The 15,098-nt window shown below is 71.4% G+C and carries 16 protein-coding genes; 7 read left to right on the forward strand and 9 right to left on the reverse strand.

All coding sequences use genetic code 11. From position 1 onward, the window contains the following. Positions 1 to 92: 92 nt before the first annotated feature. The 8 genes from KLO01_RS05915 to KLO01_RS05950 are packed head-to-tail and all read right to left on the reverse strand — an operon-like array spanning position 93 to position 9,302. Entirely contained in the window at positions 93 to 1,595 is a 1,503-nt protein-coding gene (locus KLO01_RS05915) for a CoA-acylating methylmalonate-semialdehyde dehydrogenase (RefSeq protein WP_147062989.1), read from the reverse strand. After that, positions 1,592 to 2,665: a Gfo/Idh/MocA family protein gene (locus tag KLO01_RS05920; protein WP_147062991.1), complete on the reverse strand. Its 1,074-nt coding sequence runs from the start codon at positions 2,663 to 2,665 to the stop codon at positions 1,592 to 1,594. The genes KLO01_RS05915 and KLO01_RS05920 overlap by 4 nt, the downstream gene beginning before the upstream one ends. Then, entirely contained in the window at positions 2,662 to 4,605 is a 1,944-nt protein-coding gene (iolD, locus tag KLO01_RS05925) for a 3D-(3,5/4)-trihydroxycyclohexane-1,2-dione acylhydrolase (decyclizing) (protein WP_147062993.1), read from the reverse strand. The genes KLO01_RS05920 and iolD overlap by 4 nt, the downstream gene beginning before the upstream one ends. After that, a complete protein-coding gene (iolB, locus tag KLO01_RS05930) occupies positions 4,598 to 5,521 on the reverse strand; it encodes a 5-deoxy-glucuronate isomerase (protein WP_147062995.1) in 924 nt (307 codons plus the stop codon). The genes iolD and iolB overlap by 8 nt, the downstream gene beginning before the upstream one ends. Continuing rightward, positions 5,518 to 6,399: a Cgl0159 family (beta/alpha)8-fold protein gene (locus KLO01_RS05935; RefSeq protein WP_147062997.1), complete on the reverse strand. Its 882-nt coding sequence runs from the start codon at positions 6,397 to 6,399 to the stop codon at positions 5,518 to 5,520. Before KLO01_RS05935 ends, iolB begins: the two co-directional genes overlap by 4 nt. Beyond that, the gene (iolC, locus tag KLO01_RS05940; RefSeq protein ID WP_147062999.1) at positions 6,396 to 7,361 is read right to left on the reverse strand and encodes a 5-dehydro-2-deoxygluconokinase; all 966 of its coding nucleotides are present in this window, start codon (positions 7,359 to 7,361) and stop codon (positions 6,396 to 6,398) included. Before iolC ends, KLO01_RS05935 begins: the two co-directional genes overlap by 4 nt. Next, the gene (locus KLO01_RS05945) at positions 7,354 to 8,277 is read right to left on the reverse strand and encodes a TIM barrel protein (protein WP_147063001.1); all 924 of its coding nucleotides are present in this window, start codon (positions 8,275 to 8,277) and stop codon (positions 7,354 to 7,356) included. Before KLO01_RS05945 ends, iolC begins: the two co-directional genes overlap by 8 nt. Beyond that, a complete protein-coding gene (locus tag KLO01_RS05950; protein WP_147063003.1) occupies positions 8,274 to 9,302 on the reverse strand; it encodes a Gfo/Idh/MocA family protein in 1,029 nt (342 codons plus the stop codon). Before KLO01_RS05950 ends, KLO01_RS05945 begins: the two co-directional genes overlap by 4 nt. Positions 9,303 to 9,391: 89 nt before the next feature. On the opposite strand from KLO01_RS05950, the gene KLO01_RS05955 reads away from it, so the two are divergent. Beyond that, positions 9,392 to 10,132 carry a GntR family transcriptional regulator gene (locus KLO01_RS05955; protein ID WP_147063004.1) on the forward strand — a complete coding sequence of 247 codons (741 nt, stop codon included), beginning with the start codon at positions 9,392 to 9,394 and terminating at the stop codon, positions 10,130 to 10,132. A 96-nt stretch (positions 10,133 to 10,228) separates the two neighbouring features. Continuing rightward, positions 10,229 to 10,741: a helix-turn-helix domain-containing protein gene (locus KLO01_RS05960; protein WP_147063006.1), complete on the forward strand. Its 513-nt coding sequence runs from the start codon at positions 10,229 to 10,231 to the stop codon at positions 10,739 to 10,741. A gap of 237 nt (positions 10,742 to 10,978) precedes the next feature. Here KLO01_RS05960 and KLO01_RS05965 read toward each other — a convergent pair whose 3' ends face one another. After that, complete coding sequence (locus tag KLO01_RS05965; RefSeq protein ID WP_147063008.1) at positions 10,979 to 11,476, reverse strand: hypothetical protein; 498 nt, start codon at positions 11,474 to 11,476, stop codon at positions 10,979 to 10,981. 118 nt (positions 11,477 to 11,594) lie between these two features. Between KLO01_RS05965 and KLO01_RS05970 the strand changes: the two genes are divergently transcribed. The 5 genes from KLO01_RS05970 (at position 11,595) to KLO01_RS05990 (ending at position 15,054) form a co-directional block, all read left to right on the forward strand. Next, positions 11,595 to 12,332 (forward strand): AIM24 family protein, encoded by a 738-nt coding sequence (locus KLO01_RS05970; RefSeq protein WP_147063010.1) that lies wholly within the window; start codon positions 11,595 to 11,597, stop codon positions 12,330 to 12,332. Positions 12,333 to 12,382: 50 nt separating this feature from the next. After that, positions 12,383 to 12,913, forward strand: coding sequence for an OsmC family protein (locus KLO01_RS05975; RefSeq protein WP_246136072.1), 531 nt, complete (start codon positions 12,383 to 12,385; stop codon positions 12,911 to 12,913). Between the two features lie 81 nt (positions 12,914 to 12,994). Then, on the forward strand, positions 12,995 to 14,503 hold the full coding sequence (gene lysS, locus KLO01_RS05980; RefSeq protein ID WP_147063011.1) for a lysine--tRNA ligase: 1,509 nt from the start codon (positions 12,995 to 12,997) through the stop codon (positions 14,501 to 14,503). A gap of 2 nt (positions 14,504 to 14,505) precedes the next feature. After that, the gene (locus tag KLO01_RS05985; RefSeq protein ID WP_186827925.1) at positions 14,506 to 14,676 is read left to right on the forward strand and encodes a lysyl-tRNA synthetase; all 171 of its coding nucleotides are present in this window, start codon (positions 14,506 to 14,508) and stop codon (positions 14,674 to 14,676) included. A 42-nt stretch (positions 14,677 to 14,718) separates the two neighbouring features. Next, positions 14,719 to 15,054: a histone-like nucleoid-structuring protein Lsr2 gene (locus KLO01_RS05990; protein WP_147063013.1), complete on the forward strand. Its 336-nt coding sequence runs from the start codon at positions 14,719 to 14,721 to the stop codon at positions 15,052 to 15,054. Positions 15,055 to 15,098: the final 44 nt, after the last annotated feature.

A 15,098-nucleotide genomic window follows, 5' to 3' on the forward strand; every position in this document is an offset into this window, starting at 1 on the left:
CCACTCACCTGCGACTTATTGCCCCATTGGGCCCGTTCCAGCGAAGGTGCCGGACGAGCGAAGATGGCCCAATGGGGCAATAGGTCGAACGGTCAGGTGTTCTGGGGGAATCCCAGGTTGAGCCCGCCGTGGCTCGGGTCGAGCCAGCGCGAGGTGACGACCTTGCCGCGGGTGAAGAAGTTCACGCCCTCCATCCCGTGCGCGTGGCTGTCGCCGAAGAGCGAGTTCTTCCAGCCGCCGAACGAGTAGTAGGCCATCGGCACGGGGATCGGCACGTTGATGCCGACCATCCCGACCTCGACCTCGTTCTGGAAGCGCCGGGCGGCGCCCCCGTCGTTCGTGAAGATCGCGGTGCCGTTGCCGTACGGGTTGGAGTTGATGAGCTCGAGGCCCTCGTCGTAGGACTGCACCCGCAGCACCGACAGCACCGGCCCGAAGATCTCGTCCTGGTAGACCGACATCTCCGGCGACACCTTGTCGAAGAGCGTCGGCGCGAGGAAGAACCCGTCGCCGTCGGCGTCGAAGTCGGCCTCGCGACCGTCGACGACGAGCTCCGCCCCCGCCTCGACGCCGGCGTCGAGGTAGGACGCCACCTTGTCGCGGTGCTGCTGGGTCACGAGCGGGCCCATGTCGGTGCCGCGGGTGCCGTCGCCGGTCACGAGCTTGCCGACGCGGTCCTTGATCTTCTCGATGAGGTCGTCGGCGATCGGCTCGACGGCGAGCAGGGCGGAGATGGCCATGCAGCGCTCCCCGGCCGAGCCGAACCCGGCGTTGACCGCCGCGTCGGCGGCGAGGTCGAGGTCGGCGTCGGGCAGCACGAGCATGTGGTTCTTGGCGCCACCCAGGGCCTGGACCCGCTTGCCGTTCGCGGTGCCCGTCTCGTAGACGTAGCGCGCGATGGGCGTCGACCCGACGAAGGACACGGCCTTGACGTCGGGGTGGGTGAGCAGCGCGTCGACCGCCTCCTTGTCGCCGTGGACGACGTTCATGACGCCGTCGGGCAGCCCGGCCTCGCGCCACAGGTCGGCGATGGCGACCGTGGCCGACGGGTCCTTCTCGCTGGGCTTGAGCACGACCGTGTTGCCGCACGCGATCGCCACCGGGACGAACCACAGCGGCACCATGGCGGGGAAGTTGAACGGCGAGATCACCGCGACGACACCGAGCGACTGCCGGATCGAGTAGACGTCGACCTTGGTCGACGCGTTCTCCGTGAACCCGCCCTTGAGCAGGTGCGGGATGCCGCAGGCGAACTCGACGACCTCGAGCCCACGCGTCACCTCGCCGAGCGCGTCCGAGAGCACCTTGCCGTGCTCGGCGGTGATGAGGGCGGCGATGTCCTCCTTGCGCTCGTTGAGCAGCTCGCGGAACCGGAAGAGCACCTGGGTGCGCTTCGACAGCGACGAGCTGCCCCAACCCGAGGCCCAGGCCTCCTTGGCGGTCGCGACGACCTGACCGACCTCGTCGGCGGTCGCGAGGTCGAGCGCCCCGGTCTCCTGACCCGTCGCCGGGTTGAACACCGGGCTGGTGCGGCCGACCGGGCCGTCCCAGGTGCGACCGGCGACGTGGTGGGTGATGCGGGTGGGAGTGCTCATGACGGTTCCTTCGTGCTGGAGGCGTTCTGGGACAACGTGAGTGGGTCGACGAGGTCGACCGGGACGCGCTCACCCGAGGCGAGTGAGGCCATGCCTGCGGTCGAGACGGCCGTGGCGGCATACCCGTCCCAGGCGGTGGGACCGACGGAGGTGCCCGCGCGCACCGAGTCGACCCAGGCCTGGACCTCGAGGTCGTATGCCGTGGCGAACCTCTCGCGGTAGTCCGCCGGCACCGTGCCGCCCCACTGTCCGACGCCGTCCATGGCGAGGGCGGTCGAGTAGGCACCGGACGACGGGCGGCCGATGACGACGGAGCCACGCTCGGCCACCGCCTCGCACCGCACCTCGTAGCCGACCTGGCTGTTGACGAACACCTCGTTGGTGACGATGCCGCCGCCGGCCATCGTGAAGAGGGCGACCTGCGGGTCGATCACCCCCGCAGCGGCGAGCGACGTGGGCGCGGGTGACAGGACCTGAACCGAGACGACCTCCTCGCCGAAGAGGAAGCGGGCGACGTCGACCTCGTGGACGAGGCTGTCGCGCACGATCATCTCGGAGCGGAAGTCGGGGTTGGGGACCGAGGCGTTGCGGTGCACGTTGTGCAGCAGGAGCGTCCGGCCGAGCGACCCACCCGCGAGCACCGACCGGAGCCGGGCGTACTCGGGGTCGAAGCGCCGCATGAACCCGACCTGGACGAGGGGGCGGCCGGTGGCGGCCTCCACCTCGCGGTCGGCCCGGACGATCCGCAGCGACGACTCCGAGTCCATCGTCAGCGGCTTCTCGCAGAGCACGGGCTTGCCGGCGGCGAGGCAGGCGAGCACCTGCTCCTCGTGGACGAACCCGGGCGAGGCGAGGACGACCGCGTCGACGTCGTCGGAGGTGATGAGCTCCAACGCGTCCCCGGTCGAGCGCACGCCGTCGTGGTGCGAGGCCAGCTCCTTGGCGCGCACCTCGTCGGGGTCGGCGACGGCGACGAGCTCGGCGTGGGCGATGCGCCCGGCCAGCCGCTCGACGTGGTCGGCGCCCATGATCCCGACGCCGACGACACCGACCCGCACGACGGCGCTCATGAGCGCTCCCCCGTCGCGAGGAAGGACCGCTGGCCCTGCTTGTGCGCGACGTAGTCGGCCCGTGCCGCCTGCGTCGACGACAGGTCACTCACCTCGGCGACCGGCACGTCCCACCAGCTCTCGCTGTCGGGCGCGAAGACCCGCGGGTCGGTCTCGACGTGGATGACGACGGGGCCACCGTCGGACGGCCACGCCTTTGCGGCGGCGATCGCCTCCGTGAGCTCCTCGCGCGAGTGCACCTCGATGACGTGCGCCCCGAGGCTGCGGGCGTTCGCGGCGAGGTCGACGGGCAGGACGTCGCCGTCGAGGCGGTGCGAACCCTCACCACGCATCCGGTATGCCGTCCCGAACCGTTGCGAGCCCAGCCCCTCCGACAGCGACCCGATCGAGTGGAACCCGTGGTTCTGGACGAGGACGACGATGACCTTGACCCGCTCCTGGACGGCGGTGACGAGCTCGGTGGGCATCATGAGGTAGCCGCCGTCGCCGACCATCGCGAAGACGTCCCGGGTCGGGTCGGCGAGGCGGATCCCGATCGACGCGGGCACCTCGTACCCCATGCAGGAGTAGCCGTACTCGACGTGGTAGCCCTTGCGGTCGCGCACCCGCCACAGCTTGTGCAGGTCGCCGGGCATCGATCCGGCGGCGCACAGCACGACGTCGCGAGGATCGCTCAGCTCGTTGACGGCTCCGATGACCGAGGCCTGGGTGAGCAGACCGTCGACCAGCGCATCGGTGACCGAGGCAGGCGGTGCGTATGCCGTCGCCACGGCCTTGTCCCACCGGCGCCACAGGGTGCCCTGCCGCTTGCGGTAGGTGTCCGAGACCGACCAACCGTCGAGGGCGTCGGTGAGTGCCACGAGGGCCTCACGCGCGTCGGCGACGACCGTCAGCCCCGACTGCTTGCCCGCGTCGAAGCCGGCGATGTTGAGGTTGACGAAGCGAACACCATTGCGCGCGAAGGCCGTCCGCGAGGCGGTCGTGAAGTCCGACCACCGGGTGCCGATGCCGATGACGACATCGGCCTCCGCGGCCAGCGCGTTGGCCGCGGTGGTGCCGGTGGACCCGACGGCACCCACGAGCTGGGCGTGACCGTGCAGCAGCGACCCCTTGCCGGCCTGCGTCTCGGCGACGGGAATGCCTGTGGCAGAGGCGAAGTCAGCCAGCGCGTCCTCGGCGCCTGAGTAGTGCACACCCCCACCGGCGACGACGAGCGGCTTGCGCGCCGACCGGATGACCTCGGCCGCCGCCTCCACCCGCGAGGTCTCGGGCAGGGGACGGGCCACGTGCCACACCCGCTCGTCGAAGAGCTCGACGGGCCAGTCGAACGCCTCGGCCTGCACGTCCTGCGGCAGCGAGATCGTCACGGCACCGGTCTCGACCGGGTCGGTGAGAACGCGCATCGCTGACAGGAGCGCCGACGGCAGCTGTTCGGGGCGGTTCACCTCGTCGAAGAAGCGCGACAGCGGACGGAAGGCGTCGTTGACGGTGACGTCACCGGCATACGGTGCCTCGAGCTCCTGGAGCACTGGGGCCGAGACGCGCGTCGCAAAGGTGCCCGAGGGCAGGAGCAGCACCGGGATCCGGTTGATCGTCGCCAGGGCGGCGCCGGTGAGCATGTTCGTCGAGCCCGGGCCGACCGACGCGGTGCAGGCCCAGGTCTGGAGGCGGTCCTGCTGGCGCGCGAAGCCGACGGCGGTGTGCACCATGGCCTGCTCGTTGCGGACGAGGACGTAGGGCAGGTCGGCGACCCCACCGGACTCCGTGGCGGCGAGCTCCTCCTGGAGCAGCGCCTGCCCGATGCCGGCGACGTTGCCGTGCCCGAAGATCCCGAAGCAGCCGGCGAAGAGCCGCTGTCGGTCACCGTCGCGCTCGGACCACTGCTGCCCGAGGAAGCGGACCGTCGCCTGCGCCACCGTGAGCCGCACGGTCTCACTCATCGTCGTCACCTCTGTCGTCGCTGAAGGGAAGTCTGGGGTCCACCGGCTCGTCCGTCCACCCCTCACGCACCCACGCGTGGGAGGTGTCGTCGCAGATGAGCCAGGCACGCTCGGCGCCCGGACCGGCCATGACGTTGAGGTAGTAGAGGTCGGCGTCGGGAGCCGCCATCGCCGGTCCGTGCCAGCCGTGCGGGACGAGGACGACATCGCCGGTGCGCACCTCGGCGAGGACGTCGATCGGTCGGTCGTCGGTGCCGTAGACGCGCTGGTAGCCCACCGGGTCCGTGCCGCGGGAGTCGGTCGAGCGGGTCTCGAAGTAGTAGATCTCCTCGAGCTCGGACTCCACACCCGGCCGGTCCTCGTCGTGCTTGTGCGGGGGCCACGAGCTCCAGTTGCCGGCGGGCGTGATGACCTCGCAGACGAGGATCGCGTCGGCGTCGAGGACGGGAGGCAGCCCGAACGCGCGCACCTCGCGGCTTGCCCGCCCGGCACCGCGCAGCTCAGGCTGAGCGTCCTCCGCGGCGATCCGTCGGGGCTCGCGGTCGGTGCTCGCGCGGGCACCGCAGAGGGCCACGCGTGATCCGGTTCCGCTGTCGCGCAGCGTGATCGTGCGCTGCCGCGGCAGGTATGCCGTGTCGCTCGGTCCGTCGAACACGCTCGCCCGCCCGTCGAGCCGGATGGGTTCCGAGCCCGAGACCTCGATCGTCACCGACCCCTGCAGGGGCACGACGACGAGCTCCTCGTCCCCGGTGTCGTGGGTGAGCGAGCCTCCGGCGTCGAGGTGGGCGACGCGCAGCGAGGTGTGCTGCCACCCGTCGACGGCGTCGGTGACGGTCACGGCGAACGCCCCGTCCGACGCCTCACCGAACGGGAGCACCCAGCGTCCGTTGTCGGCGCCGCGCCCGGACGGGCTCACGAGCCACCCCCGTGTACCAGGCCGGAGGCGATGTCGACGGCGGCGGCCACGTCACCGTCGGGGGGATAGAGCAGCGCGCGTCCGACGACGAGCCCCGAGACCGACGGGAGCCGCAGCGCGTCGGACCACGCGGCATACGTGTCCTGCGCATCACCCTGGGGGTCCCCGCCGAGCAGCAGGGTCGGCAGGGTCGTGGCGTCCATGACCCGCTCGAGGTCGTCGACGACCGGGAGCTTGAGCCAGGTGTGGGCGCTGCTCGCACCGAGCCCGCTGGCGACGGCGATGGAGGCGATGGTCGAGTCGGGGTCGAGAAGGTTGCGGACGCGGCCGTCCTCGACGACCGAGAGGAAGGGCTCGACCATCGCCATGAGCCCGTGGGTCGCGAGGTCGGTCACCGCGTGGGCGCTGGCCTCGATCGTGGCCAGGCTGCCGGGGTCGGACAGGCAGATCCGGGTGAGCATCTTGCCGCCGTCGATCCCGCGCGCGGCGAGCTCGGCGGCGGTGTAGGCCGTGAAGCGATCGTCGAGCTCGAACGCCGCGCCCTGGAGCCCGCCGCGGTTCATCGAGCCGATGGCGACCTTGTCGTCGAGGGCGCCGAGGAGCAGCAGGTCGTCGAGGACGTCGGGTGTGCCGAGCACGCCGTCGACGCCGGGTCGGCGGAGCGCCGTGACGAGCCGGTCGAGCAGGTCGCTGCGACTGGCCATCGCGGTCGGGTTGCCCCTGACGCCGAGCGCCCCGCGGGCGGGGTGGTCGGCGGCCACGAGCAGCATCCGGCCGTCGTCGGCGACGAGCGGGCGGCGCCGACGCTCGGCCCAGAGCCTGGCGATCCGGCCGGGCTCGGTCGCCCGGATGCGGGTGATCTCGGCGAGGTCGCTCACGGCCGCACCGCCGCACTGAGCGCGTCGTCGACCTCGGCGGTCGTGGGCATGGCCGTCGAGCACTCGAGCCGGCCGGCGACGATCGCACCGGCGACGTTGGCGAACTCGAGGACGCGCCGAAGGTCCCACCCGGAGAGCAGCCCGTGGACGAACGCCCCACCGAAGGCGTCACCGGCACCGAGGCCGTTGACGACCTCGACGGGGAACGGCGCGACCTCGACCCGCTCGTCCCGGGTGGCGGCGAGCACCCCGCGCGGTCCTTGCTTGACGACGGCGACCTCGAGCCCGCGGTCGAGCAGGGCGTCGGCGGCGCGGTTCGGGTCGGTCTCGCCGACGGCGACCTCACACTCCTCGCGGTTGCCGATGGCGATCGTCATGTGCTCGAGCGCGCGGCCGACCTGCGCGCTCGCCTCGGCCGGGTCGGCCCAGAACATCGGGCGGTAGTCGAGGTCGAGCACCGTGTGGCGGGCGCGGGCCCGGTGTCCCCACGCCGCGAAGTGCGTTGCGCGAGAGGGCTCCTGCGAGAGACCGGTGACGGTCGACCAGAACACGGAGGCCTCCCGGATGGCGTCGACCGGCAGGTCGTCCTCGGTGAGGAGCAGGTCCGGCGCGGTGGGATAGCGGTAGAACCAGAGCGGGAAGTCGTCGGGTGGGAAGACCTCGCAGAACGTCACCGGCGTGGGAGGCCCCTCGCCCTCGACCGCGCTGATGTGGACGGGGTCGACCCCCAGCCGCTCGGCCTCGAGCCGCACGTAGCGCCCGAACGGGTCCTGCCCGACCTTGGTGACGAGGCTGACCCGCCGCCCGTGCCTGGCCGCGGCCACGGCGACGTTGGTGGCGCTCCCCCCGAGGAACTTCTGGAAGGTGCTCACCTCCTCGAGCCCGACGCCGTGCTGGAGCGGGTAGATGTCGACGCCCGTCCGGCCCATGGCCACGAGGTCGTATGCCGTGCGCTCACCCATCGCTTCGTCCTCCCAGCCGCTCCGCGAGCGCGGTGATGTGGGCGATCGAGGCGCGCACGTCCGCGAGCGGGTCCACCCCGGTCTGCGACGGCGACCCCGTGAGGATGGTGTCCTGCTCGAGGACGTACCACCCGGCATACCCGGCGTCCTCGAGCGAGCCGACGATGGCGGCGATGTCGACGTCGCCCTCGCCTAGCGGGACGTACATCCCCGCGCTCACGCCGTCGGTGTAGCTGAGCTCGCCCGACTGCACCCTGGAGGCGAGGTCGAGGCGGACGTCCTTGAGGTGGACGTGGCCGATCCGGTCGGGGTGGCTGCGGGCGATCGCGACCGGGTCGCCACCGCCGATGAGGAGGTGTCCGGTGTCGAGGCAGAGGCCGATGCGCGACCCCGCGAGGACCCGCTCGGCCTCGGCGCCCGACTCGACCATCGTGCCGACGTGCGGGTGGACGGTGGCGGTGAGCCCGCGGGCCTCGGCGGCTGCGGTCACGAGGTCGAGGTTCGCGAGCATCGTGTCCCACTGCTCGTCGTCGAGCTCGGGCCGCGCGTCGTAGCCCTCGACCCCGGTGGCGGCGGCCACGACGACGGTGGTCGCCCCGGCGACGGTGAGGGCCTCCATCGCGCTCTCGACCTCGGGCAGCGGGTCGTGGCCCGCGTCGTGGAGGACGACCGGGACGAACTGGCCGACCGCGCTCAGCCCGGCGGCGGCGAGGGCGTCCGCCTTGGCGACCGGCTCGTCGGGCAGGAAGCCGTCGGGCCCGAACTCCGTGGCCACGATCCCGACCTCGCGCATCTCGCGCAGCACGGTGTCGACGTCGAGCTGGAAGCCCCAGCCGGGGACCTCGCAGACACCCCACGAGATCGGGGCGCCGGCGATGCGCTCGGCCAGCGGCGGACGGGTGGTCGTGGTGCTCATGCTGTGGCCTTCGTTCGGGCGGGTGCATCGGGGATCTCGGACATGGCGACGGGGCGGCGCTGGGCGCGGGAGAGCTCGCAGGCCTCGGCGGTGCGGAACGCCTGGAGCGCGTCCCGGACGGTGCACGGGCTGGGGGTACGGCCCGCGGCGACGTCGCAGAACGCCGTGAGCTCGGCACGGTAGGCGCCGAGGAAGCGCTGCATGAACGACCGGTGCGCGGGCCCGGCCGGGAAGGTCACGCCCTCCTCCGCCGAGCGCAGCGCGAGCGAGTCGTCGAGCCCGACGGCGATGCTGCCGTCGGAGCCCATGACCTCGAGGCGGACGTCGTGCCCGCCGCCGCTGTAGCGGGTCGCCGTCGCGGTGACGAGCGTGCCGTCGTCGAGGGTGAGCACCGCCGCGGCGGTGTCGACGTCGCCCGCGGCACCGAAGAACTCGGCGCCCTTGTTCTCGCCGGTCGCATAGACGGTGGCGACCTCGTGACCGGTGACGTAGCGGACGATGTCGAAGTCGTGCACCGAGCAGTCGCGGAAGATGCCGCCGCTCGTCGGGATGTAGGCCGCGTGCGGCGGCTCCTGGTCGTGGGTCAGCGCACGCAGGGCGTGGATCGTCCCCAGCTCGCCGGACTCGACGGCCGCCCTGGCCCGCCGGTATCCGGTGTCGAAGCGGCGCTGGAACCCGATGTGCACGGGGACCTCGCTCGCCTCGCTCAGCTCGGTGAGGGCGATGGTCTCGTCGAGCGTGGCGGCGACCGGCTTCTCGCAGAACGTGGGTATGCCGGCCGCGAGCGCCTGTCGGAGCAGCGCGGCGTGCGCTGTCGTCGCCGTCGTGATGACGAACGCGTCGAGGCCCGAGCCCAGGAGCGTGTCGATGTCGGGGGCGTGCTGGAGGCCCTGCTCGGTGGCGACCCGCTCCGCGAGGGCCGCGTCGAGGTCGGCGACGACCACCTCGTCGACGGCGTCGAGCCCCGTGAGGGTGCTTGCGTGGAAGGCGCCGATACGGCCCACACCGGCCAGTCCGATCCTCATGCCGAGAACTGTTCCGCGCCGCCTCCCCTCATGTCAACCTTTGTCAGGACATATGGTCATTTGGTCGTCCGTTGGCTACTCTGCCCGACATGGCAGCCCAGCTCGTGGACGTGAGCATCGACCGGACGTCACCGGTCCCGCTCTACCACCAGCTGTCCGAGCAGCTGTGCGCTGCCATCACCGACGGACGCCTCCAGCCCGGCGACCCCTTCGAGAACGAAGTGGCTCTGGCACAACGGCTCTCGCTCTCGCGCCCGACCGTGCGCCGGGCCATCCAGGAGATGGTCGACAAGGGCCTGCTCGTCCGGCGCCGGGGCCTCGGCACGACGGTCGCCAACCGCAAGGTGCACCGCCGGGTCGCCCTGAGCAGCCTCTTCGACGACCTCTCGCGTGAGGGTCGCGCCCCACGCACCGTGCTCCTCGAGCACGACACCGTCGCCGATGCCGATGCAGCCGCGGCCCTCGACCTCCCGTCCGACACCCCACTGCTCGCCATCGTCCGCCTCCGGTTCGCGGGCGACGCGCCACTGGCGGTCATGCGGAACTGGCTGCCGCCGGCATACGGGGACATCTCACGCGACGAGCTCGAGGCGACCGGTCTGTATGCCGCCCTGCGCGCCCGTGGCGTGCACGCGGTCGTGGCGCACCAGTCGATCGCGGCCCGGATGCCGACGGCGGCCGAGCGCCGTCACCTGCGGATCCGGGGCACCCAACCGGTGCTGACGATGACGCGGATGGCGTTCGACGGGTCCGGGGGCGCCGTGGAGTACGGCGACCACAGCTATCGCGCCGAGGACTACACGATCGACCTCATGGTCGACGAGCGCTGACCATCGCCGTCCACAGGGCGCCGAGAGGCCAGCCGCTCTCCACAACCCGGAGCTGGCGCTGTGGACGTTCGCGCGCAGGTGCGGTCTTGTCGACGGATGAGCGGTGAACGATGGCCCGACCCCGTCGTCGACGGTCACGCCGTGGGAGCAGCGATGCGTGTGGCTCGCCGACGACTCGGCCTGAGCCAGCGGGCGTTGGCTGACGCCCTGGGCTGGGACCGGTCCAAGGTCGGGAGGTGGGAGTGCGGAGGCACACCGGAGGGGTTCGACGAGGTCGTCGCGCTCCTGCGGATCCTCGGGTTCGGGCTCGAGCTGATCGACCCGGACGCCCGTCGATGGACCGGCTGGGACGATCCCGCCGAGCACATCGTCGACCGTGCCGAGCGCCGGTTCCCGGCTCACCTGGAGCTCTGCGAGGAGGACGTGTCGACCACGTGGAACTGGACACGGCACCGCAGCGAGCCCTCACCACTGGCCGGGCTCACCTCGTTCCGACGCCGGACCCGGACTCAGGCGGTCGCCGACGAAGGACAGCTGGCCGCCGAGCAGGATGCCCTCCGCGCCGCGGATCCACCTGCCGGGCGAGCCACCTCGCAGGAAGCCTCCTGAACGGGCCCGGGCCGCCACTGCCTCCCCATCTCCTTCGCCACCCCTGTGCACTGCTGCACCGGGGCGCAGCAATGCACAGTGTCGGCCGGCCACCCGCGGCTGGACAGTGCACTGCTGCACCGGGGTGCAGCAATGCACAGTGTCGGCCGGCCACCTGCGGCTGGACAGTGCACTGCTGCACCGGGGCGCAGCAGTGCACAGCGCCGGACGGGCAGATCGTGGCCAGCGCGAGCTGGCTCAGGACCAGCCCGGCGGCGGGGGCGGTGGTGGCGGCGTGCCCTGGCCGGGGGCCGGCGGCATGCTCTGCGGCGGCAGGCCTTGGGACGGCGCGCTCGGCGGGGCTGACGCGGGCGGCGGGGGTGGCGGTGCCTGTTCGGGCTGACCGGGCGGGGGCGGTGGGGGTGCCGACTGGCTCGACGGCATACCCGGAGCACCTGGAGCCCCGCCCATCCCCGGCGGCGGAGGCGGTGTCGTGCGCAGCGCGAACGACGAGAAACCACCCTGCTGCTCGGCCTCGCGGAGCCCGGCCATGACACGGTCCCGCTCACCCTCCGGCGCGGCGCGACCGGTGGCGTCGAGGTAGGCGAGGACCCCGAGGTCCCGCAGCAGGCGGTCCGTGGCGGCCGAGGTGCCCGACGTCGAGCCGGGGGTGTTGATCCCGGCCTGCGCCATCGCTCCGTCGGCTTTCGCGGCGAGGTCGTTCGCTGCGGCCTTGGCCTTGTCGAGGAATCCCATGACTGCCTCCTGAAGCCCCGTCGTCCCGGCGGCGACGTGTTCCCTCAAACGATAGGTCCGCGGTCGCCGCGAGCCGTAACTTTGAAGGAACTCCAGCCCTCTCAGAGAGGTTCCGACGATGCCCATCCACGGCTCGCTGTTCACCGACCACCAGGAGAACGCGTCGCAGGACCCGTTCTCGCACCAGAACAAGAAGCTGCTCAAGATCCAGATGGGCTTCGGCGCGGTCTATGCCAAGACGGGGAGCATGGTGGCCTACCAGGGCGACGTCCGCTTCCAGAACACCGGCGCCGGCGGGATGTCGAAGTTCGTCAAGTCCGCGATGACGGGCGAGGGCGTCAGCGTCATGAAGTGCGAGGGCCAGGGTGAGCTCTTCGTCGCGGACCAGGCCAAGGAGATCCAGGTCATCTACCTCCAGGACGACATGGTCTCGGTCAACGGCAACAACGTGCTGGCCTTCTCGGGGTCGATCGACTGGGACATCCACCGCATCCAGGCCCGGGGCGCGGCCATGACCGGCGGCCTCTACAACGTCTCGCTGCGCGGCACCGGCTACGTCGCGATCACGACCGAGGGCGAGCCGGTGGCCCTCAACGTGGCCGGCGGCAACACCTACGCCGATGCCCAGGCCGTCGTGATGTGGACCGCCGGCGTGCGCAGCGACATCCGAGTGGACACCGGCGGCCTCAAGTCGATGCTCCGCGGCGGGTCCGGGGAGATGCTCCAGATGTCGTTCTCGGGTGAGGGCTACGTCCTCGTCCAGCCCAGCGAGTCGGTGCAGCAGGGCAGCCACGCGCAGGCCGGACAGTCCGGCGGCGGCCTCGCCGGCGGCCTCGGCAACCTGCTCGGCAACTGACGGACAGGCTGCACGGCCGGGACCAGCATCACCTGCGGCAGACTTCCCCCATGCACGAGCTGCACGAACCGATGGACGCCGCCACGCTGCGGGCTCTTCAAGCACCCCTCAAGGAGCTCTACCGCGAGGACCCGGACGAAGCGGTCGTGCACCTCACCGCCCGCGCGGACTGGCGCGACCCAGGCATCACGACGAGCGTCGACGTCTGGTCCGGCCGCACCCGCGCCGGACTCCACCCGTCGACCGGTGGTGACGGCGACGACGCCTGCTCGGGAGACATGCTCCTCGAGGCGGTCCTCGCCTGCGCCGGGGTGACGATGCGGTCGGTCGCCACGGCCATGAAGCTCACCATCCGGCGCGCCAACCTGCGGGCCGACGGCGAGTTCGACGCCCGCGGCACCCTCGGGGTCGACCGCGAGGCACCGGTCGGGCTCACCGGGATGAGCATCACCGCCACCCTCGAGACCGACGCCGACGACGAGGCGCTCGCCCGGCTCGCCAGCGCCACCGAGCGCTACTGCGTCGTGGGCCAGAGCCTGGCGGTCCCCCCGACGATCAGGATCCGTCGCGCCGGCAGCTGATCTCGCCAGCCGGGAGCACCGCCCGCGGGCTCACAGCGGGCATGTCGGGAGTACCCAGCCAACCCTCGTACCCTTGAGCGTGTGAGCGAGACCCCCACCAGCACCGTCACCGCCCCCGAGCTCGACCTCTCGGAGCAGCAGCGCATCCGCCGCGAGAAGCGCGCCCGACTGCTCGAGTCGGGGACGGCGGCATACCCCGTCTCGGTCGACCGCACCCACGCGCTCATCGACGTGCGTGAGGAGTGGGGCCACCTCGAGACCGGGGAGGAGACCGACGACGTCGTCTCCGTCGCCGGCCGCGTCGTCTTCGTCCGCAACACCGGCAAGCTCGCCTTCGCCACCCTCCAGGAGGGCGAGGGCGTCCGGCTCCAGGTCATGCTCAGCCTCGCCGAGGTGGGCGAGGAGTCGCTCGCCGACTGGAAGTCCCACGTCGACCTCGGCGACCACGTCTCCGTCACCGGCCGCGTCATCAGCAGCCGGCGCGGCGAGCTGTCGGTCATGGCGACGAGCTGGACGATGGCGTCGAAGGCGCTGCGTCCCATGCCGACCCTGCACAAGGAGCTCTCCGAGGAGAGCCGGGTGCGCCAGCGCTACGCCGACCTCATCGTGCGCCAGGAGGCGCGCGACATGGTCCGGACCAAGGCCCGCATCCTCAGCGCCATGCGTCACGAGCTCGAGGACCAGGGCTACCTCGAGGTCGAGACCCCGATCCTCCAGCTCATCCACGGCGGCGCCGCGGCCCGGCCGTTCCGGACCCACCTCAACGCGTTCGACCAGGAGATGACCCTGCGGATCGCGCTCGAGCTCAACCTCAAGAAGGCCGTCGTCGGTGGTGTCGACCGCGTCTACGAGATGGGGCGCATCTTCCGCAACGAGGGCGTCGACGCGACCCACTCACCCGAGTTCACGATGCTCGAGGCCTACCAGGCGTGGGGCGACCAGAGCACCATCGCCGACCTCATCAAGGACCTCTACCTCGCCGCCGCCGACGCGTTCGGGTCGCGCCAGGTCGAGACCGACAAGGGCACGATCGACCTCGACGGCGAGTGGCGCTGGCTGCCCGTCCACGAGGCCGTGAGCGTGGCCGTCGGCGAGACGGTCACCATCGACACGGAGCTTGCGACCCTGCGCGGCCTCGCCGCGAAGCACGACGTCGAGTTAGCGCCCGAGTGGGACCGCGACAAGGTCTTCCTCGAGCTGCTCGGCGAGCTCGTCGAGCCGACCCTGCTCCAGCCGACGTTCCTCTGCGACTACCCCGCGAGCGCCCAGCCGCTGGCCCGCCCGCACCGCAGCGAGCCCGGCCTCATCGAGGCGTGGGACCTCATCATCGGCGGTGTCGAGCGCGGCACCGGGTTCTCCGAGCTCATCGACCCCGAGATCCAGCGGGCCGTCCTCACCGAGCAGTCGCGCAAGGCGGCTGGCGGCGACCCCGAGGCGATGCAGCTCGACGAGGACTTCCTGCGAGCGCTCGAGTACGGCGCGCCGCCCATGGGTGGCCTCGGGCTCGGTGTCGACCGCCTCGTCATGCTTTTCACCGGCGCCAACATTCGCGAGACGATCCTTTTCCCCCACCTCAAGCCGGAGGCCTGACCATGTGGGACTCCATCTGGCCCTATCTGGCCGCCATCCTGCCGACGATCATCGTCGCGGTGCTCTTCTATTTCCTCATGAAGAGGATCCTCGAGGGTGACCGTCGTGAACGTCTTGCACAAAGCCAGTGGGAATCCGAGCACAACACGTCACATGAGGACAATTCCCCCTGATATCGTTCGCACGTCATATTCGACGTGTGAAGGGAATTCAAGATGGCACAGCGCGTTCAGGTCCTGCTCGTCGACGACATCGACAACACCGATGCCGACGAGACAGTGACGTTCGCTCTTGACGGCGTGTCCTACGAGATCGACCTCAACACGGCCAACGCCGCCAAGCTCCGCGACGCGCTCGCCCCGTGGGTCGGCCACGCACGACGCTCCGGTGGCCGCAAGGTCTCCGGTCGCAGCGGCACCAGTGGTGGCGGCGCTCGTCGCAAGGACGTCTCCGCAGTTCGCGAATGGGCCCGGTCCAACGGGCACGACGTGAGCGAGCGGGGCCGCATTCCCGCGGCCGTCCAGGAGGCCTACGACAAGGCCAACAGCTGAGCTTCACCGATCAGACCGAGGCGACGGCACCCGATGCGGGTGCC

The sequence above is a fragment of the Knoellia locipacati genome, from assembly GCF_007992835.1.
Lineage (GTDB): Bacteria > Actinomycetota > Actinomycetes > Actinomycetales > Dermatophilaceae > Knoellia > Knoellia locipacati.

Coding starts and splice junctions, on each gene's coding strand:
- iolC (WP_147062999.1), bottom strand. CDS start 7,361: ATGGGTGAGCGCACGGCATACGACCTCGTGGCCATGGGCCGGACGGGC.
- iolD (WP_147062993.1), bottom strand. CDS start 4,605: ATGAGTGAGACCGTGCGGCTCACGGTGGCGCAGGCGACGGTCCGCTTC.
- KLO01_RS05990 (WP_147063013.1), top strand. CDS start 14,719: ATGGCACAGCGCGTTCAGGTCCTGCTCGTCGACGACATCGACAACACC.
- KLO01_RS05960 (WP_147063006.1), top strand. CDS start 10,229: ATGAGCGGTGAACGATGGCCCGACCCCGTCGTCGACGGTCACGCCGTG.
- KLO01_RS05950 (WP_147063003.1), bottom strand. CDS start 9,302: ATGAGGATCGGACTGGCCGGTGTGGGCCGTATCGGCGCCTTCCACGCA.
- KLO01_RS05975 (WP_246136072.1), top strand. CDS start 12,383: ATGCACGAGCTGCACGAACCGATGGACGCCGCCACGCTGCGGGCTCTT.
- KLO01_RS05965 (WP_147063008.1), bottom strand. CDS start 11,476: ATGGGATTCCTCGACAAGGCCAAGGCCGCAGCGAACGACCTCGCCGCG.
- KLO01_RS05945 (WP_147063001.1), bottom strand. CDS start 8,277: ATGAGCACCACGACCACCCGTCCGCCGCTGGCCGAGCGCATCGCCGGC.
- KLO01_RS05915 (WP_147062989.1), bottom strand. CDS start 1,595: ATGAGCACTCCCACCCGCATCACCCACCACGTCGCCGGTCGCACCTGG.
- KLO01_RS05920 (WP_147062991.1), bottom strand. CDS start 2,665: ATGAGCGCCGTCGTGCGGGTCGGTGTCGTCGGCGTCGGGATCATGGGC.
- KLO01_RS05955 (WP_147063004.1), top strand. CDS start 9,392: ATGGCAGCCCAGCTCGTGGACGTGAGCATCGACCGGACGTCACCGGTC.
- KLO01_RS05970 (WP_147063010.1), top strand. CDS start 11,595: ATGCCCATCCACGGCTCGCTGTTCACCGACCACCAGGAGAACGCGTCG.
- KLO01_RS05985 (WP_186827925.1), top strand. CDS start 14,506: ATGTGGGACTCCATCTGGCCCTATCTGGCCGCCATCCTGCCGACGATC.